This window comes from Bifidobacterium pseudolongum subsp. globosum (assembly GCF_004155535.1).
Lineage (GTDB): Bacteria > Actinomycetota > Actinomycetes > Actinomycetales > Bifidobacteriaceae > Bifidobacterium > Bifidobacterium pseudolongum_C.
The window spans coordinates 260,209-279,269 of sequence record NZ_RYUH01000009.1; the positions used below are offsets into that span (position 1 = coordinate 260,209).

Sequence of the window (19,061 nt, forward strand, 5' to 3'; positions counted from 1 at the left end):
GCTCGTCTCCATCGCCGCGGACACGGCGCAGCGCATCGCGCAGGCCAACCCGGCGCCGCAGGCGGACCAGCCGCACGGCGAATGGGTGTTGCGCCAGACCCTCGCCTCACTGCTGCGCCGCCTGCGCCTGCCCTACCGGTTCGACACCGACTTCCGCGACGACCTCGAAGCCGGCAGGCTGGCCATCGCCTTCACCGCGGCCGGCCCTGCGCTCATGCCGGCGAGCGAATACATCGCGGCCACCCACGACTGGATCGACCTCGATGACGCCGCACGGGCGCAGCTCAGCGCACGCTACAACCTGCGCGTGGGATTGATGATGGCGGCGCTCGCGTTCGGGGCGAGCCCGCACATCCATGAAGTGAGCGTCATCATCGACTCGATCGGGCTCGAAGAGGCGATCAAGGAACAGGACAGCGCGATCAAGGCGATGATGAGCGACGCGCTGAGCACTTTTGAACAATGGCACGACCGCCCGCTCGACTTCGCCGGCGGCAAGGCGAACCCCAAAGACGGCGACCAGCACGGCAACCCGATGGCGATCGGCACCGCGAACGGCCCCGAACCACAGGGCGCGCAGGCCGACGACGAATTCGAACAGCTGATGCGCGGCGGTGGCATCGACGAAGTGACGTTCGCGTTCGACGAGCGCGACGGCCAGGACGGTGCACAGGGCGACCATGCCGCCGGCACCGCGATCGACGAGCAGTTCGAACGGCTGCGCACCGGCCCGGCCCTCACCACGCTGGCCACCGTCACCTTCACGCGCGAGGCATTCCTGCGCCGGCTGCGCGACGACGGGCTGGAGCATCCGGACGAGACCTTCGCGATGTTCCATGCGGCCATGACGATCGACGCCGAACACGGGTTGGCGCCGACGCCCACCGACCTGACGATCCATGACGCACAGTTCGAACCGCGCAACGCCCAGACGGCGCCCGAATCGCAGGACCATGCGCTCACGCCGGCCGAGGCGCGCGCCATGGGCGTCACCGACACCTTCGGGCTGGCGATCCAACGTGACGACCTGCTCGCATATGCGGTCGCGCGCTTCCACGAACTCGCCGCCGACGACGCGATGCCGTCGGTGGACAAGGCGCAGCAGGCAATGCGGCTCGTCGACCGCATAGGCGACCCGGAACTGACCGATGCGGCGCCTCAAGTCACCGCTGCACTGATCGACGGGCGCGACACACCCGACCCGGCGTTCGAAGCCTCCGCCCGGCTCGACGACGCACGCGTCAAGGCGCGTGACATGCTGTTCTCCGGGCAGGTGGACCAGGCCATCGAGCACATCGAATCCGTGGTGGCGGCGCTCGACGAACAGTTCGCTGCGGGCGACGGCGTGCCGCGCTACTTCAACTCGTATGCCGACCGCGTGATCTACAACCACCTGTTCGCGATCCGGGACGAACGCACGGTGCTCATTCCGGACAACCTCTTCTACGCGCATATGGAACTCGCCGATGCGCTCGCGCAGATCAAGGGGGCCAAGGAGGCGCTGCCGCACTTGAACCGGCTCGTGGCGTACGCGCCGTCATACGCGCTTTCACACCTCAAGCTCGCCGTGCAGCTCGCCCGCGAGGAGGATTGGGATTCGGTGCGCGCCGCGTGCCTGAACGCGTTGCGTGTCTCGATCGACCGCGCGGACGCGGGCTACGCATACTACCGTCTTGCCCAGGCCGCATGGATGCGCGACGAGTTCGCCGTGGCCGTGGCCGCATACATGATGAGCGATGCGGTCGCGCCCAACCAAGTGCCCTCGCTCGGCGAGGAGCTCGGCGAAGTGCGTGGGCGCGCCACATCGCAGAACATTCCCATCCCCAACGGCATGGCGCAGGCGCAACGCACGCTCGCCGAACACGACATTCCCGTATGGCCGGGCACCGAGGTCGCGCCGATCATGCTGCGCGCGGCGCGGGTGGGGGTGGACCAAGGCATGTTCGTGCCCGCACGCACGCTCGCGGTGGCGGCGGCGCGCATGGGCGAACAGGGCATTGACGCGGTGCAGCTGCAGTTCCTGCGCTCGCTCAATGCATAATGGGAGTGGCCGGACCACGGCGCACACAGACGAAAGGTGAAGACATGAGCGAGCGCGACCATGCCGTTGACGCACGCGCGGGCATCGGCTCCGACGCGTGGATCGACGCGCTGCGGTACAACGACAACGACGCGATGGACCTTGACGACCTCGACGTGCAACGGCTGACCGCCGAGCAGGCGGCACGCCTGTGGGCGCGGCTCGCCGCATGGGTCGAGACCGACCAGATGGCCTATTACGTGGACGACGCCCCCGTGTCGTCCGACGCGGCGTACGACGCGCGCCTGCGCTGCCTGCAGCGGCTGGAATCCGCGTTCCCACAGCTCGACACGCCACAGTCGCCGACGCACCGTGTGGGCGGTACGTTCTCGAACGAATTCGCGTCGGTGCGGCACCCGTCGCGCATGATGAGCCTCGACGACGTGTTCTCATACGACGAGCTGCGCGCATGGTACAACAGCGTGCTGCGCGATCTGGATTGGCCGGAGGGCAAGCCGCTGCCGATGACATGCGAGATCAAGATCGACGGCTTGGCGCTCAACCTCATCTACCGCAACGGCGTGCTCGTGCAGGGCCTGACGCGCGGCGACGGTGTGACGGGCGAGGATATCACGATGAACGTGCGCACGTTCCAGTCGATTCCCGCCACGCTGCACGGACCGGAAGGCGACATTCCCGAACTCGTGGAGATCCGTGGCGAGGTGTTCATGCGCTGGGACGACTTCAGGGCGCTCAACGCGCGCAACGAGGACGAAGGCAAACCGCCGTTCGCCAACCCGCGCAACGCGGCCGCCGGATCGTTGCGCCAGAAGGACCCGCGCATCACCGCGAGCCGGCACCTGAGCTTCTACGCGCACGGCATCGGCGAATTGCAGTGGGGCGAAGGCAGGCCGGTGGACGTGGCCGATGAGGTGCACGACCAATCGGAGGCGTATGCGCTCTATGAACGGTGGGGCATCCCCGTCTCGCCGCATACGCGCGAGGTGACGAACTTCGACGAGATCATTGAGATGATCGAGTATTACGAGCAGCACCGCTACGACATCGAGCACGCCCTCGACGGCATTGTGGTGAAGGTGGACGACCTGGCGTTGCAGCGTCGTCTGGGCGCCACGTCGCGCGCGCCACGGTGGGCGATCGCCTACAAGTACCCGCCGGAGGAGGTGAACACCGAACTGCTCAACATCATCGTGCAGGTGGGCCGCACCGGCCGTGTGACGCCCGTGGCGATCCTCAAACCGGTGTATGTGGCCGGTTCGACCGTCTCGCGCACCACATTGCACAACGCCTACGAGGTCAAGCGCAAGGGCATCCTCATCGGCGACACGGTGGTGGTGCGCAAGGCCGGCGATGTGATCCCGGAGCTCGTGGGGCCGGTGACGGCGCGGCGCAAAGGGCGCGAAGGCGAACTGCGCGAGTTCGTGATGCCCACGCATTGCCCGTCGTGTGGCACACTGCTGCGCCCGATGAAGGAGGGTGACAAGGATCTGCGTTGCCCGAACGCCGAATCCTGTCCGGCGCAGCTCACCGAACGCATCATCAACCTCGCTTCACGCAAGGCGTTCGACATCGAGCATCTGGGGGAGGCGAGCGCGGTGGCGCTCACGAACCCGGAAGAGAACCGGCCGGATTCCGTCGAGGCATATGCCCCCGGCATCCGCGAACTCGTCGTGGCGCCCGGCGACGAGCCTGAGCCGTATGTGGCGCCCGAAGGGCTGGGGCTGCCTGCACCGCAGCAGCCGGTGCTGTCGAGCGAAGCGAGTGTGTTCGCACTGACGGCGCACGACCTCAAAGACGTGCAGGTGTGGCGTGAGGCGCCGATCATCGAAGTGCGCGAGCAGGTGGACGAGGCGGGCAAGACGCATAGGACGCGCCGGCGCATCGGCGGGTCGGGCCTGTGGCATCAGGTGCCGGCGTTCTGGACGAACCCGGTCAAACAAGGCAAGGACAAGCCGGTGCCGAGCGACGCCGTGGTCGTGGGCGTGCAGGAGCGCAATGGACGCGCCATCTATGTGGGGCCGTCGGAGAACACGCGCAAGATGCTCGCCGAAATCGACAAGGCGAAGCACACCGACCTCGACCGTGTGCTCGTGGCGTTGTCGATCCGCCGGCTGGGGCCGCCCACGGCGCGCCTGATCGCCCAACGGTTCGGCACGCTCGACGCCGTGGCGCACGCGAGCGTCGAGGACCTCACGCAGATCAGCGGCATCGGCGTCGAGATCGCCGAATCAGTCGTCGATTGGTTTATCAAGGCGCGCGAACCCGGCGACTTCCGCGGCCGTGTGCTCGAGGCATGGCGGCAGGCGGGTGTGCGCATGGAAGTCGAGCACAGCGACCTGCCGCAGACGCTCGCCGGCACCACGGTCGTGGTGACCGGGTCATTGGAAGGGTATTCGCGTGATTCCGCCAAAGAGGCGATTGTGGAGCGCGGAGGCAAGGCGTCGGGCACGGTGAGCGGCAAGACCGACTGGGTCGTCGTGGGCGCCAATCCGGGGTCCAAGGCCGCGAAGGCGGAGGCGCTCGGCGTGCCGATGATCGACGAACGCCAGTTCGGCGAACTGCTGGAGACCGGCACGGTGCAAGGCGTGGCCAAAGACTGAGCGCGGGCAGTCGTACTGCCGGCCGACTGTGGTGTGGAACAATGTGGATAGCGGCGTGTCGCCCACTTATCCACATTATTCGCTCCAACGATTGCCCACCTGCGCGTGGTGTGCCAAGCTGCTCACGGGGCGCCACCCGGCGTGCCCGGCCCGCAGTGGAAAGGAACACCATGCCCAGCGCATTCGCCACACACCCACCCATCCTGTTCAACACCCACGGTTTTCTGCGTGATGTGCGCGCAGTGCAATGCCGGTTCGAGACGCTTGTCAGCGAACACCACCACAGGCCGTTCACCCTGACCGACGATCTTGACTACACCGACGCCGAGCTGACGCCGCTCGCCGAACGCCTGTTCGGTGGCACGGCATGGCCCGACACGCTGCACTTGGCGATTGTGACCGGCGAACCGGCGATCGTGGAGCAATGCCGCGGATTCCTCGACGCCATCGTCGGCGAGACCGAGGACCGTGGTTGGCAATGCTGGCTCATGCGCATCGTCGTCGACGGCATCATGGCCATGTGCGCGAACCGTACACTCGACGGCCTACCAATGGCGTTGCGCGTACGCCGCAGGAAGGCGTTGCGCAAAACGCTGCGTTCGCGCCGTCCCTACCGGTCGGACGACGGGCGCAAATGCTACGAGGACCATATGGCATACGCTCGGCAGAACCAATGGCTGTGCGCCACGACACTGCTGCGCTGGGGCACGCCGGGGCAGACGACGGTGCGCGCCGCCCGCCAGTTCATGATGTGCCACGAGAGCGCGCTGATGCTCATCGACGACGGCGAATGCTTCACGCACGGCGAGACCGTGCGCATCGGTGGTGATGACGCATGCCCCGGCACGGCGGCACCAGGCACATCGCCGATCGACGACTACCTGCAGCGTCTGCGCAGCCAGGCCGACGCCGCATACCGCGCGTCGACGCGCCGCCAGCAGATCGCGCAGGAACTCCACACCAGCCGTGGCATGCAACCGTCCGACTCCGATGTACGGTACGTGTACGACGCCGAACGGCTCATCGACGCCTACCAGCGCCTGCAGTACGACGATATGCCCACCCACACGGAGCTCCTGACGCAGGTGCTGCTGTACGACGAGCCGACGGGCATGGACCTGTGGGAGAACCCGGTGTATCTGTTCGACATGGCCTGTTCGCTGCTCGGTTGCACGGAGGGCTTCCGTACAGCACGGTTCTTCGAAACGCACTGCCAAAGCCAACACGCCGTCAGCCTCGACCTGTTGGAAGACCATGTGCGCGTGGTGCGCGACGAAGGATTGGCCCAGCTGCCATTGCGGATCGTCGGCGAGACGCAGGAACTGTACTCCCAAGTGGACGAGGTGAGCCCCTCGTACCGCACGTCATTGCACCACTACCACCGGCGCAACCGCGCCGACGCGTTCTCCATCATCCTCGACCGGCTCCCGGCCCGCAATCCCGCGCGCGTGCGCGACATCGCCCTGTGCTTCGCGGATGAACGGTACGACGACTATGCGCGCATGGTCGAACCGTTCGTGGCGGCAGCCTGATCACGGCGCATGAGCGTGCGCGCCAGGTCGGCGAAGGTGCGGCCGAACGCGTCGTCACGCAGCGAACCATCGGCGTTGAGCACGGCGGGGCGGCCGCCCTCGCCGGTCTCGCGCACCTCCGGGTCGAGCGGCAATTGCGCCAGCAGCGGCACATCGTAGCCGAGCGCGCGGGTCAACTGCGCACTCACGCGCTCGCCGCCGCCCGCGCCGAACAATGCGAGGCGCTCGCCGGCGTGGTCGAAGTAGCTCATATTCTCGATCACCCCACGCACATGCATCGGCACCTGCAGGGCGACGAGCCCGGACCGCACGGCGATGTCGGAAGCGGACGGCTGCGGGGTCGTGACGACGACGAGTTCGGCGTTCGGCAGCGCCTGCGCCACCGAGATCGCCATATCGCCGGTGCCGGGGGCCAGGTCGAGGATCAGCACGTCCGGCTCGCCCCACCATACGTCGGCGAGGAACTGTTCGAGCGAGCGCTGCAGGCGGGGGCCTCGCCACAGGATCGCGCGGTCGGAGCCGGCGAACATGCCGATCGACATGAGCTTGACACCCCACGCGGTGACCGGCATGAGCATGCCGTTGAGATTCGTCGGCTGGCTGTGTGTGCCAAACAGGCGGGGCAGCGAGAAGCCGTAGATGTCGGCGTCGATCGCGGCCGTGTCGTAGCCGAGCGCGGCGAAGGTGGCCGCGAGGTTCGCCGAGATCGACGATTTGCCGACGCCGCCCTTGCCGGATGCGATCGCGAAGACGCGGGTCTTCGTATCTGGTTTGTTGAACGGGTTCTCACGGCGGGCCGCCTTCAGACCGTTCACCAGCGACTTGAGTTTCTCCTCATCCATCGCGCCGACGACAAGGTGTGCGTTCAATTCTGCATCGGGATAACTGTGCACTGCATCTTCGATTTGTTGACTGATCTGCTCCGATAACGGGCAACCGGGAACGGTGAGTTCGACGTCGATGTTGACGTCGTAGCGATTGTCTCCTACCTCATGTACGTCGATGCCGGCAATCATGCCCAGATCGGTGATGGAGCGCCCTAGCTCGGGGTCGATCACATGACTGAGTCTATCCCTCACCATTGTGGCGATACGCTCGATGCGGTTCTGATTAGTCATGCCTTCCTCCTGCTGTAATGCTGAACTGCAGAAACTACCGCACCCAATATATTGCATGTGCGTATGACGCGCTAGAACCTGTGAATTCATGGGTATGGCCTCTCATCGAAGCCTTTGGCCTACAGGTATGTCATGAATTGCGGCTACATTCAGCACAGACACGGGGGCTTGGTATAACAGGCTGAGATGGGGCGAACGCTCCGACCGCATGAACGTATACCGGGTAATGCCGGCGCACGGATGTCTTGGGAACCCGTGTCTTTCCATGAATAGAAAGGCACAACAAATGAACGGCAAACGATGGAGAGTCGTTGATATCACCGTGGCTTCGGTCATCGGTGTGACATCGGGACTCGTTTTCTGGCTCTGGGATTTCATCTGTGATCCCCTCTGTGAGATGGTCGGCGCCCTGACGCCGGGATTCAATGGGCTTCTCAATGGTTTCTGGTTGTTTGCGGGTCCCCTGGCCGCGGTCATCGTACGAAAGCCGGGAGCGGCTTTGTACGGTGAGATGTTGGCGTCGCTAGTGGAGCTCACCCTTGGCAACTCCTCGGGTATACGAGGTTTTGCATTGGGTTTCTTTCAAGGGCTCGGTGCCGAACTCGCTTTTGCCATCTTCGCCTATAAGTTGTGGAATGTCATGACCGCAATGCTGTCTGGAGCCCTTGCCGGTGTGGGATGCGGTGTGTTCCACTGGGTCATCAATCCCGGTTGGGGGTGTTACGGTCATTGACATACGTGGGCACATCTATCGCAGGCGGTGCTGTATGCGGGCTGGTGTGCTGGCTGCTTGACAGGGCCATTGCGCGGACCGGGGTGCTGAGCCAGTTCGCATATATGCGGGTCGAACGAGATTAATGCAATATGCCCTCTTCCATTTCCATTGGCTCGGCATGGCCGTCCAGAGGATGAACGTATATGGAAGGGTGTGCGCAATGGATGAGCTGCGCCTCAAAAGTCGGATGCTGTTTATCATGATGGCGTCCTAGACCATCAGGGTCATATTCCGGTACTCGACCGGGGTATGACCCTGATCTGCACCACCCATATCTGTTGCTTCCTTGCTGAGTCCAGCGCTACCGACAAGGTAATCGGTAGGAAACTTAGGGAATGCCTTCGAGAAAGTAGTCAAGGCAAAGCCCTTGCGGTTAATTCCTCTCCATTTTGACATAAATTGGGCTTTGTGGATTTAAGCATTGAATGAGAATCTGGCAGTCTGGAATACACGCCTATAGTATGGGAGCGTTGGATTAAGATTTTATGTAGAGGTTATGCTATGAAGAAAGCAGTTTTATATATTCATGGAAAAGATGGAAATCATTTGGAGGCCGAACGGTACAAGAAAAATTGTTTGGGCTTTGATTTGATTGGTGTAGAGTACGATGACTATCTTCCGTGGATTGTGCAAAAGAAATTTAAATCTGTTTATGAAACAGTTTTCGAAAGATACGACAGTGTTTATTTGATTGCTAATAGTATAGGTGCTTATCTTGCAATGTACGCATTGCAAGATTTTGATATTGCAAAGGCTTTGTTTATATCACCTGTGCTTGACATGGAACGTCTTATACTTGACATGATGAGTTGGGCAAATGTATCGGAGGGGGATTTGCGCGAGAAGGGAGAGATTCCTACGGAGTTCGGGGAAACATTATCGTGGAAATATTTATGTTTCGCTAGGGAAAATCATATAACATGGAATGTTTATACAGAAATTTTATATGCAGAGAACGATAATCTTGTGTCGCGCCAAACGATAAATCAGTTTATTGGCGCACATAATGCAAATCTAACAGTAATGGAAAATGGGGAGCATTGGTTCCATACAGACGAACAGCTTGCGTTTTTAGATAGTTGGATGGAAAAAGCAATACGATAACTTTCGGTTCATCAAGAAATAAGGAAGTGGCGGAGAATGGAACAGGCACGCCGGACGATGAAACGATACGTGCCACCGGCATTGAAAAACTGGTGAAGGGGGCTGACAAGTGAGTTCGTTGAAGATCCGTTGTTCTCTATGTTTCACATCATGTGGTTGAGCGAGATGCCATTTGCGGAACGGCTTCCCTATACACAGAAGTTGATCGGATACATCGATCAGAATGTTGCGACGGAAGAAGGCTTTTCCTGTCTGGGCGGACTGAAGGAGATTATTCCTTGCTATAACGCGATGCTTCTTGAAGCATATGGTCGATTGTCTTTGACGGAGAGCAGGCAAGCACAGGCGGCTCCGCGTTGGATCAAGCAGTACAGGCTCTGGGGCCGGGGGTAGTGGCATCCCCGGTCGCAGTAGATGACCGGACGCTCGCCGCCGTGTCGTAGCCGAGGGCTGCGAAGATGGGCGCGAGATGCGTCGAGATGGAAGACTCTCCCGCACCGCCCTGCCGGAGGCGACCGCAAAAATGCGGGTCCTAATGCCGGGCTTGTCGAACGGGTTCTCTCGGCGCGCGGCCTTGAGGTCGCTGACGAGCGCGTGCAGTTTCGCGTCGGCCATCGTGCCGACGTTGATATGAGGCGTGAGCCTCGCGTACGGGTAGCTCGCCACCGCCTGCTCGATCTGCGCGGCGATCTGCTCGGACAAGGGGCATCCCGGCACCGTCAGCTCGACGTCGACGACGACGTCATGGGCACCGCCGGTCAGGTCGTATGCATCGCTACGGGCGGCATCGCTGGGGTCGTCGCCAGTAAGCGTGGCGGAGACGCTGCCGATAACGGCGGAGGAAGGGGCGTCGGATGTTGGAATGATGGTGACGTTGGCGATCATTCCCAGTTGCGTCACGGAACGACCCAATCCGGGGTCTATGACGTGATCCAGACGTTCCAGCATGGCGTGCTCAATGATCGTCGTCTCCTGTATTGCAAGCGTGTTGGACGCGCCAGAGGCGAACGGAACGGAAACGGGCGGCGTGGTCCGGGAAGGATGGACCGCACCGCCCGCAGGATCGGATGTGAAAGAGGTCATGTTGGCCGGATGCCGCCCGTAAGCGCGGTATGCGTATGCGTCGGCGGCTACGGGCGGTCCGGCCGGGAAACGGACGTCATTGGCGTCCGGATGCGAAATGGTCGAGCGCGCCGGTTTTCATTAGCATCCGGTAGAGCACCCAGCTCAGACCGCCTGCGATGAGCGCGCCGGAGACCACCGACGTGGCCAGATAGACGCTTGCGCGCAGCACGCCCCAGCCGGGATTCGTGATCCAGTAGTAGATGCCGCAGCCGAGTCCCGCCAATGCTCCTGAAAGCATCGTGCTCGCCAGATTCCACACCCGGTAGGCGAGCAGTGCGAAGCCGAGCTCGGCGCCGACCCCCTGCATGATGCCGACGACAAGCGAACCGCCGGCGCCCCATTGGTTGCCCAGCAGCAGTTCGAGCATCGCCGCGACGGTTTCCGCATACAACGCCGCGCCGGGTTTGCGAATGATGATGGCCGCAAGCGGGCCTGCGAACAACCAGAACGCGTTGAGGATGCCCTCGAATCCGGGGGTGACGGCGCCGAACAGCGTCAGCGGCGCGGTGCAGATGAAATCCCACATCCAGAAGACAAGCCCGGAGGCGGCAGCGATGGCGGTGGCGGTCACCAGATCGACGACGCGCCATCGGCGCGATGTGTACGGGATGCGGGCGGCATCGATTTCAGTATTGGTCATGGAAGTGCCTTTCCTTGTCATATGCATATATATGGTGGAAGGCACGGGGAAAGAGACGTCCGTGCGCCGGCATTATCCGATTCACGTTCATGCGGTCGAAGCTCGCGCTTCCTCTCAGCCTGCTTGGCAAGCCCCCGTGTCCGCATCCAGTAAAGCAGAGACCATGCACTTTCGTCGTTCGAACGGATTACAGGGCGTCGGCGGCGCGGAAGATCGACGGAAGAAAGATATCCCAATGAGAAGGGCGCTACCCGTAACGAAAGCGCCGCCCGTACAGGGCATACTGGCCGCAGGGAGAGTGAGGATTCCTCTTACGGGCAGTCGAGAGAGGGGATGGCGGCACTCAGGGCGATGATGATGAAAAACGGGCGGCACCGGAAGGGTGCCGCCCGTTGTGGCTCATCGGATCCGGGAAGGATCAGATATGGAAGTAGAGCTCGTACTCGAGCGGCGTCGGCTGCAGGCGGGCCTGGTCGATCTCACCGCGCTTGAGGTCGATCCACGTCTCGATCAGGTCGTCGGTGAACACGTCGCCGGCGGTCAGGAAGTCGTGGTCCTCCTCGAGGGCGTCCATCGCCTCGGCGAGCGAGCTCGGCACCTGCTTGATGCCGGCATGCTCCTCCGGAGGAAGCTCATAGAGATCCTTGTCGACCGGCTCCGGCGGCTCGATGTGGTTGAGGATGCCGTCGAGGCCCGCCATGAGCTGTGCGGAGAACGCCAGGAACGGGTTGCACGACGGATCGGGGGCGCGGAACTCGATGCGCTTGGCGGCCGGCGAGGTGCCCGCGAGCGGGATGCGGATCGCAGCGGAACGGTTGCGGGCCGAGTAGACGAGGTTGACCGGCGCTTCGAAGCCCGGGACCAGACGGTGGTACGAGTTGAGCGACGGGTTGGTGAACGCGAGCACGGCGGAGGAGTGCTTGATCAGGCCGCCGATGTACCAGCGGGCCAGATCGGACAGGCCACCGTAGTTCTTCTCGTCGTAGAACAGCGGCTTGCCGTCCTTCCACAGCGACTGGTGGCAGTGCATGCCGGTGCCGTTGTCGCCGGCGAGCGGCTTGGGCATGAACGTCGCGGCCTTGCCGGCGAGCGCGGCGGTCTCGTGGATCACGTACTTGTACTTCATCAGGTCGTCGCCGGCGTGCTGCAGCGAGTTGAAGCGGTAGTTGATCTCCTGCTGGCCTGCACCGCCGACCTCGTGGTGGGCACGTTCGAGGATCAGGCCGACCTTCTGCAGGTTGGCGACCATGTCGTCGCGCAGGTCCTGCGTGTGGTCCATTGGCGGGACCGGGAAGTATCCGCGCTTGACGCGGTTCTTGAAGCCGATGTTCGGGGTGCCGTCGGCCTCGACGTCCAGACCGGAGTTCCACGGGGCCTCGATCGAATCGATCTCGTAGAAGGAGCCGCGCATGTCGTTGCCGAAGCGCACCTTGTCGAAGATGAAGAACTCGGCTTCGGGGGCGAACGACGCGGTGTCGGCGATGCCGGTGGACTTGAGGTAGGATTCGGCCTTGGCCGCCACCTGGCGCGGATCGCGCGAATACGGCTCATCGGTCAGCGGGTCGACGATGGAGAATGCCACGTCGAGCGTCTTGTGCTTGCGGAACGGGTCCACGAACGCCGTTTCGATATCCGGGACGAGCTTCATGTCGGATTCGTTGATCGCCTGGAAGCCCTCGATGGAGGAGCCGTCGAACGGCATGCCCTCGTCGAACGCATCCTTGAGGAACTCGCTGGCAGGGACCGTGAAGTGCTGCTGAACACCAATCAGATCAGTGAAGCGAACGGAGACATATTCGATGCCTTCCTTGTTGATGAGGGCCTCGGCGTCTGCCTTGGTTTCGAGTGTGGTCACGGGACCGCTCCTTTCGTAAGTTGGTTACGAGTACTCAGCATAGGGCCGCGAGTTTCGCCCACTCGAAGGTTGGGTTACGAATATGTTTCGTCTGTCTGGATATGATCGCGTGAATGCCGCAAAACCTTGGTATTGCAAGTTTTCTTCAGTATTGGACAGCCGGTTTGGATGGCTTACGGGCCCATTGCGCAATATGGACGAGGTCCCGATCCGGTGGGGGGATCGGGACCTCGTGGACGTTTGGTGTGCGCCTGTCAGCGGCCACGCATGGCACGGCGGCTGACCTTCTGCGTGCGCATCGGGTCCATGCCCTTGGGGATGCCCATGCCGTTCTTGCGCTGCAGGGTGTGCAGACGCTCGTTGAGCGTGGTCAGCTGGTCCTTGCTCATCATGAACCGTGTGCGCGGGCGCAGTTTGCGCATGAGCGCGTTCTTGTGCGTGCCAGGGAGGTACGTGCGCTTCTTGATGATGGTCTGGCGCAGGTCCTTGAGGCGTACCTGCTTGGGTCCGGTGCCGACGCAGATGCGGTAGACCGGGATGTCCGAGCCTGCGGTCACGCCTTTGATCTGCTTTTCGAGGCGGTCCATGGCGCGCATGACGCGGCCGTACTCGCCTTCGCCGACCAGATAGATGCCTTGGTAGCCAGTTCCACGCCACACGGCGTCCTTGGAACGGGGGTCGACCCACACCGGTTCCTGCGGGAAATCGAATCCGGCGCGCTTCATGTTGCCGAGCACGCTGATCGCGGCGCCCGGATGGCCCTCGAGCTGCTTGAACCCCACCGCGTCGGCGCGGCGTGTGAGCACGATCGTGAACAGCAGCAGGCCGATCATGAGCGCGAGGATGATGGATGTGATCCATGCGAACCAACCCCAATGGAACACAAGACCCAGCACCACGCACAGGATGACCGGCGCGATGAACGCGCCGCCGCACAGCCACGGCAACGCCTTGTCTTCTTTGTAGGTGAACGCGAAGATCTGCTTCAACTGGCTGAACATGCCGCGCTTCTTCTGCGCCGGCTGTGCTTCCTTCGATGCCATGGGCTGCCTCTCTATGTGCTCTACTGTGATGTCACGACGAACATACTGTATCAGTTGACGTGCCCGCCGCACGGCACGGCGGTGCGGTTCAGCGCATATGCAACGGGCGGCCGTCCGCCTTGAGCAGCGTCTCGCCGATCATCTCACTGAACGTGGGGTGCGGGTGGATCGCATTGGCGGCCTCGTGCAGCGGGATGTGGTTCGCCACGATCTGCTGCGCCTCGGCGATCAGGTCGCTCGCGTCCGGCGCCACCACATGCACGCCGAGCACGATCTGCGTGCCGTCGCCGTCGCGCAATGCACCGGTGACGATGGAGAACGAGCCGCCCATGCCGCTCATGACCATGCGCGCGTTCGCCATGACCGGGAATATCGTCTCATGCACGTTGGCGTACCGCTCGTCCGCCTGCGCCTCACGCAACGTCAGGCCGACAGTCGCGAATTCCGGCGTGGAGAAGATCACGCTCGGCACCGTGTGCTCGTCGACCGGCTGCGGGTCGAGGCCGCCGATCGATTCCGCAATCACCAATCCTTGGGCGAAGGCGCGGTGCGCGAGCAGTTGCCCGCGCGTCACATCGCCCACCGCCCACACATGGTCGAGATTGGTGCGCCCATACGCGTCGGTGGGGATCATGCCGTCGTCGTCCACCTGCAGCCCGCTGCTCGCGAACCACGGCGCCTGCGTGTTCGGCGTGCGGCCGATCGCGACGAGCGTGAGCTCGGAGGCGAACGTCTGCTCGCCGCCGTCGGCCGTGGTGTAGTGCACGACCGCGCCCAGGTTCTCGCCGGTGTCCACATGCGTGACCTGCGCGTTGGCGACAATCGTGATGCCGAGCCGCTTGAGTTCGCGGTTCAGTGCGAGCGCGGCGCGGCGGTCGCTGTGTGAGAGGACGTTGCCGTGGCGGATGAACAGCGTGACGTCGCAGCCCGCCGACCGCCACATCGACGCGAATTCGAGCGCGACGGCCCCTGAGCCGATGATCGCGGCGCTGTGTGGGAACGTGTTGAGTTCAAGCGCGTGCGTCGAATCGATGACCGCGGCGCTGAACGGCGTGCCGGGCAGCGGGCGGGGCGAGGAACCGGTGGCGATCACGACGTCGGTGGCCTGGATCTCCAAGTGCTCGTCGACGTCTTCGAAACCGCCGTCCTCCGCATACCGCCGCACATGCGCGTTGCCGTCCGAGGGTGCGACATGCACCGTGTGGTCCGCGTCGAGCGATGCCTCGCCTTGGTACACGGTGATGCCGCGGAACGCGACCAGGCCGCGCAGGCCCTGCGTCATCGTCGAGACGGTGTGTTCACGGTAGTCGCGCAACTGGCCGAAGTCGATCTCGTCAAGCGAGGCCACAATGCCCATCTGCCTGCCATGCCGCATCGTGTCCAAGGTGCGCGTGGCGGTGATGAGCGCCTTCGAGGGGATGCAGCCGCGGTTGAGGCATGTGCCGCCGAGCGTGGCGTCACGCTCGACCATGACGACGCGCTTGCCCAGTTGCGCCGCCCGCAATGCGGTGGCGTACCCGCCGGGACCCGCGCCGATGATCGCGATATCGAACTGTTGTGCCATCGTGCTCCTTTGTGGGATCGACCCGGACCCGAAAAACGGCCGGCTGCCCCCGATTGTAGTCGTAGTACAGGGTTCAAGAAAGGGCGGTCCGATCGCACACGATCGGACCGCCCTGAAGCGAATGGGTGCACAGGCTTTACTTCGGCCAGTGCCCGCGCTTCTTGTAGCGCGGCTTGGGAAGACGCCAGCGGCGCAGCTGGATCGCGCGGCTCCACGCATAGGAGCCGGTGCGCATGCCCTTGGCCACGGACTGTTCGCCGTACTTGGCGATCAGGAGCTTCTTGAGCTTGCGCCACATCACCACCACGTCGATGACGATCGCGAACAGGTACACGTACAGGACCGTCATCAGGATCAGTGTGATGACCGGGTCGGGGTAGACGGCGGTGAGGATCACCGACGCGATCAGGATGACGAGGGCGACGGGGATGAAGAACTCGCCGATGTTGAACCGCGCGTCGATGTAATCGCGCGTGTAGACGCGCCACGGCAGGCGCTCGGCCTTGGGCATGTGCTGCAGGTCGCCGGTGCGCATGGCCTCGTATTCGATGTTCTCGCGCTCGCGAATGCGGGCCTTGGCGCGCTTGCGCTGCTCCTTGCTGTCTTTGGGCACGAGCGGGCGGAGTTTCTGCGCCTGGGCCTCTTTGCGCTTGGGGGTGGGGCGGCCTTTGCCCGTCTGTTCGCTCTGCGCTTCAACCTTCTGTTCGGAAGCGGAATCCTTGTCTTGCTTCAACACTGCCATGGTTCGCAAGCGTACGGGAATCCGTAGACGCGCCCCAAGTCATTACAATGTCTCACGGACACAGATTCGAGACCCTTATGACTATACGAAGGAAGCAAGCATGATCCTGACCGCCAAAGAGATACGCAACCGTGTGGATGACGATTGGAACGGCATCCTCGACGTGGTGAAGCGCCGCATCGCGCTCAAGGCCATTTCCTCGCAAGGCATCGCCGGCGAGCACATGCGTCGCTCCGCCGAATATGTGGCTTCGCTGCTGCAGGAGGCGGGTGTGGATGCGCGGGTCGCGCAGGCGACGGGCGCCGATGGCCAACCGGGCGCATGGGAGGTCATCGGTTCGCTCACCGTGGACCCCGAGGCGCCGACCGTGCTGTTGTATGCGCACCATGACGTGCAGCCGGTGCCCGACGCGGGCGAATGGGACACGGACCCCTTCACCGGCACGCAGGTGGGTGACCGCCTGTACGGCCGCGGGGCATGCGACGACGCCGGTGGCATCGCCATCCACTACGGCGCGCTCAAAGCGCTGGGCGACGATCTGGGTGTGAACATCAAGGTGTTCATCGAAGGCGAGGAGGAGATGGGCAGCCCCAGCTTCATCCCGTTCATCCAGGAGCATCGTGACGAGTTCGCGGCCGACGTGATCATCGTGGCCGATTCGGGCAACTGGGCCCCGGACGTGCCGTCGCTCACCACGAGCCTGCGCGGCAACGCCACATGCGATGTGCACGTGAAGGTGCTGGACCATCCGGTGCATTCGGGCCAGTACGGAGGCCCGGTGCTGGACGCCAACACACTTGCCGCAATGCTCATCGCCTCCATGTACAACAAGCATGGCGAACTCGCCATCCCCGGTCTGGAAGGCGGCGAACCCATCGGCGGCCTGGACCGCGATATCGAGGAAGTGGACATGCGCGCCGACAGCGGTGTGGTCGATTCCTACCAGCTCGCCGGCACCGGCTCGCTCGCCTCGCGCCTGTGGACCAAGCCGAGCGCCACGGTCATCGGCTTCGACGCGCACCCCGTGGACGGGTCGTTCAATGTGATCAGCCCCGAAACGCGGTTCCGCATCAGCCTGCGCGTGGCTCCCACCCAGGAGCCGCACGCCGCGATGCAGGCAATGGTGACGTTCCTTGAATCACATGCGCCCTTCGGTGCCGAAGTCCATGTTGCGCCGCTCGACGAGGGCATGGGCTGGGCCATGGACCCGCAGTGCGAGGCCACCCGCGATGCCGAGGAGGCGTTGCGTGAGGCCTTTGGCGTCGATCCGGTGAACAAGGGCGAAGGCGGCTCCATCCCGTTCATCCCTGAATTGCAGCGCATCTTCCCCCATGCGCAAGTGCTCGTGACGGGCCCCGAAGACCCCCAGTCCAACGCGCACAGCCCCAACGAATCTGTGAGTGTTCCCGGTCTGCGCAACGACGTGGTGGCGGAGGCGCTGCTGCTCGACAAACTCAGCAACCGCTAAGATGGGATGATGCATCCAATGACCATGTGAATAACAGGAGGACATGCATCATGGGCATCTCATCATTCATTGCGACCATCGCATTTGTGGCGACCACCGCCGTCGCGCCGGCCGCGCCGGCCGACATGCGTTCGATGGAACTGGGGGAGGGCAGGAATCCGTCCACGATGGAATATTGCCCTCCCTGGGCCCATGCGCTCGGGCTGTGCTGACCGTTACCCGAACCAGCCAGGAGTAAGGGCCTCCTTCCAGTCAACGGGCTGGCCCCTTACCATGACGGCATGTTTGTTTTTAGGTAATACATCATGAAGCAAAAACTCATCGACATCCTCGGCCACATCCGGCATCCCTATCTTTTCCTGGTCATTGCGATGTTCTCGTGCATGCTGCAATTCGATATATGGAACTTCGGCAAAGCCAACGGCGCCGCGATCATCACCGCCCTCGTCATCGTGCAGGCCCTGGCGGTCACATGCTACTGGTTCCCTGTCCAGGCCGCGCTCGCCATCCTCGTGTTCAATGGCATAGGCGAATACGCCATTGCCGGGTATGGGTTGTTCACGTCGTATATGATGCTCATGGCGTTGCTCATCCTGAGCTATAAACTGGGCAACCGCGGCGCCATCGCCGTGTATGTGGCCGTGATCTGCTACACCATCCTCGAAGGTGTGCTGCGCCCTGAGTTCATGCCTGCGCAAACGGTGACGTCATTCTGCGCTGCTTACACGCTCATCGTCGTTCTCGGACGCTTCTTCCGGTGGAACAGCGAACGCAACCGCAAGTACCGCCAACTGCTGCGCGCACAATCCGAACTGCGCATCCTGCGCCGCGACCAGATGCTCGCCGCGCACATCCACGACACCTTGTCTCAGAAACTCTCCGCCATCTCGATGATTGCCCAGTTCCAACACACTGCTGATGGCGAGGATGCGGATGTCTGGCGGCGGATCGTGGAATACAGCAGCGCCGCCCAGCTGGACATGCGCACACTGATCCGCCAATTGCACGACAGCGGCGAAAGCGAGGAACTTCAGTTCGATGCGTTCACGCGGGACCTGCGTGCGGAAATCGACGAAGACGAACAATACCTGCGCGACAACGGCTTCCAAGGGCATACCGATGTGCGCATCGATGAACACGCGGCCACAACGCGCGTCCTCCAGACCTCGTCGGTCGCCTTGATGGTGGTGCATGAGATCTATACGAACATCTTCAAACACGCCGATCCCGCGCAGCCATATGCGGTGTCCATCGGCATCAGTGCAGACGGCATCCGCATGGATGCGCGCAACACCATCGCCGCCGAGGGCCAAGTGGTGGACTACGGCGGCAGTGGGTTGCAGTCCCTCACCACCGTGGTCCGTGAACTCGGTGGCACACTGGTTGGGTCAGCGGATGGGGTCCAATGGCATACACGGGCGTTCATTCCTTTGCAGGAGGCTGAATAGGCCGCC

The 19,061-nt window shown here is 62.9% G+C and carries 12 protein-coding genes, 3 pseudogenes and 2 riboswitches; of the genes and pseudogenes, 8 read left to right on the plus strand and 7 right to left on the minus strand.

Translation table 11 applies throughout. The annotated features are described in order from the left end of the window. Positions 1-1,189: 1,189 nt before the first annotated feature. The 3 genes and pseudogenes from PG2093B_RS09140 to PG2093B_RS03800 all read left to right on the plus strand — a co-directional run. Positions 1,190-2,041: pseudogene (locus PG2093B_RS09140) on the plus strand (tetratricopeptide repeat protein); the annotation flags it as partial. Between the two features lie 44 nt (positions 2,042-2,085). Further along, positions 2,086-4,641 carry an NAD-dependent DNA ligase LigA gene (gene ligA / locus PG2093B_RS03795; RefSeq protein ID WP_242502812.1) on the plus strand — a complete coding sequence of 852 codons (2,556 nt, stop codon included), beginning with the start codon at positions 2,086-2,088 and terminating at the stop codon, positions 4,639-4,641. Between the two features lie 170 nt (positions 4,642-4,811). Then, the gene (locus tag PG2093B_RS03800) at positions 4,812-6,173 is read left to right on the plus strand and encodes a hypothetical protein (RefSeq protein WP_129897371.1); all 1,362 of its coding nucleotides are present in this window, start codon (positions 4,812-4,814) and stop codon (positions 6,171-6,173) included. Here PG2093B_RS03800 and PG2093B_RS03805 read toward each other — a convergent pair. Continuing rightward, entirely contained in the window at positions 6,134-7,291 is a 1,158-nt protein-coding gene (locus PG2093B_RS03805) for an Mrp/NBP35 family ATP-binding protein (protein ID WP_129897372.1), read from the minus strand. The genes PG2093B_RS03800 and PG2093B_RS03805 overlap by 40 nt on opposite strands. Before the next feature lie 150 nt (positions 7,292-7,441). After that, positions 7,442-7,550, plus strand: a riboswitch (TPP riboswitch). 6 nt (positions 7,551-7,556) lie between these two features. Between PG2093B_RS03805 and PG2093B_RS03810 the strand changes: the two are divergent. Beyond that, a pseudogene (locus tag PG2093B_RS03810) lies at positions 7,557-8,149 on the plus strand (ECF transporter S component). A gap of 418 nt (positions 8,150-8,567) precedes the next feature. Next, positions 8,568-9,170, plus strand: a complete 603-nt coding sequence (locus tag PG2093B_RS03815) for an alpha/beta hydrolase (RefSeq protein WP_101398601.1) — start codon at positions 8,568-8,570, stop codon at positions 9,168-9,170. A 427-nt stretch (positions 9,171-9,597) separates the two neighbouring features. Here PG2093B_RS03815 and PG2093B_RS03820 read toward each other — a convergent pair. The 6 genes and pseudogenes from PG2093B_RS03820 to PG2093B_RS03845 form a co-directional block, all read right to left on the minus strand. Then, positions 9,598-10,148, minus strand: a pseudogene (locus tag PG2093B_RS03820) (iron-sulfur cluster assembly protein); the annotation flags it as partial. A gap of 181 nt (positions 10,149-10,329) precedes the next feature. Then, positions 10,330-10,935 (minus strand): ECF transporter S component, encoded by a 606-nt coding sequence (locus PG2093B_RS03825; RefSeq protein ID WP_022857693.1) that lies wholly within the window; start codon positions 10,933-10,935, stop codon positions 10,330-10,332. Between the two features lie 40 nt (positions 10,936-10,975). Continuing rightward, positions 10,976-11,083, minus strand: a riboswitch (TPP riboswitch). 270 nt (positions 11,084-11,353) lie between these two features. Beyond that, on the minus strand, positions 11,354-12,790 hold the full coding sequence (glnA, locus tag PG2093B_RS03830; protein ID WP_022857692.1) for a type I glutamate--ammonia ligase: 1,437 nt from the start codon (positions 12,788-12,790) through the stop codon (positions 11,354-11,356). 254 nt (positions 12,791-13,044) lie between these two features. Beyond that, a complete protein-coding gene (locus PG2093B_RS03835; protein WP_129897373.1) occupies positions 13,045-13,833 on the minus strand; it encodes a DUF4191 domain-containing protein in 789 nt (262 codons plus the stop codon). A gap of 88 nt (positions 13,834-13,921) precedes the next feature. Continuing rightward, positions 13,922-15,397, minus strand: a complete 1,476-nt coding sequence (gene lpdA / locus PG2093B_RS03840; RefSeq protein WP_129897374.1) for a dihydrolipoyl dehydrogenase — start codon at positions 15,395-15,397, stop codon at positions 13,922-13,924. Positions 15,398-15,533: 136 nt separating this feature from the next. Beyond that, complete coding sequence (locus tag PG2093B_RS03845) at positions 15,534-16,139, minus strand: DUF3043 domain-containing protein (protein ID WP_129897375.1); 606 nt, start codon at positions 16,137-16,139, stop codon at positions 15,534-15,536. A gap of 100 nt (positions 16,140-16,239) precedes the next feature. Here PG2093B_RS03845 and PG2093B_RS03850 point away from each other — a divergent pair, with 100 nt between their 5' ends. The 3 genes from PG2093B_RS03850 (at position 16,240) to PG2093B_RS03855 (ending at position 19,055) form a co-directional block, all read left to right on the plus strand. Further along, entirely contained in the window at positions 16,240-17,607 is a 1,368-nt protein-coding gene (locus PG2093B_RS03850) for a dipeptidase (protein WP_129897376.1), read from the plus strand. A 50-nt stretch (positions 17,608-17,657) separates the two neighbouring features. Beyond that, entirely contained in the window at positions 17,658-17,819 is a 162-nt protein-coding gene (locus PG2093B_RS08950; protein ID WP_165369696.1) for a hypothetical protein, read from the plus strand. A 93-nt stretch (positions 17,820-17,912) separates the two neighbouring features. Beyond that, positions 17,913-19,055 carry a sensor histidine kinase gene (locus PG2093B_RS03855; RefSeq protein ID WP_129897377.1) on the plus strand — a complete coding sequence of 381 codons (1,143 nt, stop codon included), beginning with the start codon at positions 17,913-17,915 and terminating at the stop codon, positions 19,053-19,055. The last annotated feature ends 6 nt before the right edge of the window (positions 19,056-19,061 follow it).

Coding starts and splice junctions, on each gene's coding strand:
- PG2093B_RS03815 (WP_101398601.1), top strand. CDS start 8,568: ATGAAGAAAGCAGTTTTATATATTCATGGAAAAGATGGAAATCATTTG.
- ligA (WP_242502812.1), top strand. CDS start 2,086: ATGAGCGAGCGCGACCATGCCGTTGACGCACGCGCGGGCATCGGCTCC.
- PG2093B_RS03800 (WP_129897371.1), top strand. CDS start 4,812: ATGCCCAGCGCATTCGCCACACACCCACCCATCCTGTTCAACACCCAC.
- PG2093B_RS03855 (WP_129897377.1), top strand. CDS start 17,913: ATGAAGCAAAAACTCATCGACATCCTCGGCCACATCCGGCATCCCTAT.
- PG2093B_RS03845 (WP_129897375.1), bottom strand. CDS start 16,139: ATGGCAGTGTTGAAGCAAGACAAGGATTCCGCTTCCGAACAGAAGGTT.
- PG2093B_RS03850 (WP_129897376.1), top strand. CDS start 16,240: ATGATCCTGACCGCCAAAGAGATACGCAACCGTGTGGATGACGATTGG.
- PG2093B_RS03835 (WP_129897373.1), bottom strand. CDS start 13,833: ATGGCATCGAAGGAAGCACAGCCGGCGCAGAAGAAGCGCGGCATGTTC.
- PG2093B_RS08950 (WP_165369696.1), top strand. CDS start 17,658: ATGGGCATCTCATCATTCATTGCGACCATCGCATTTGTGGCGACCACC.
- lpdA (WP_129897374.1), bottom strand. CDS start 15,397: ATGGCACAACAGTTCGATATCGCGATCATCGGCGCGGGTCCCGGCGGG.
- PG2093B_RS03825 (WP_022857693.1), bottom strand. CDS start 10,935: ATGACCAATACTGAAATCGATGCCGCCCGCATCCCGTACACATCGCGC.
- PG2093B_RS03805 (WP_129897372.1), bottom strand. CDS start 7,291: ATGACTAATCAGAACCGCATCGAGCGTATCGCCACAATGGTGAGGGAT.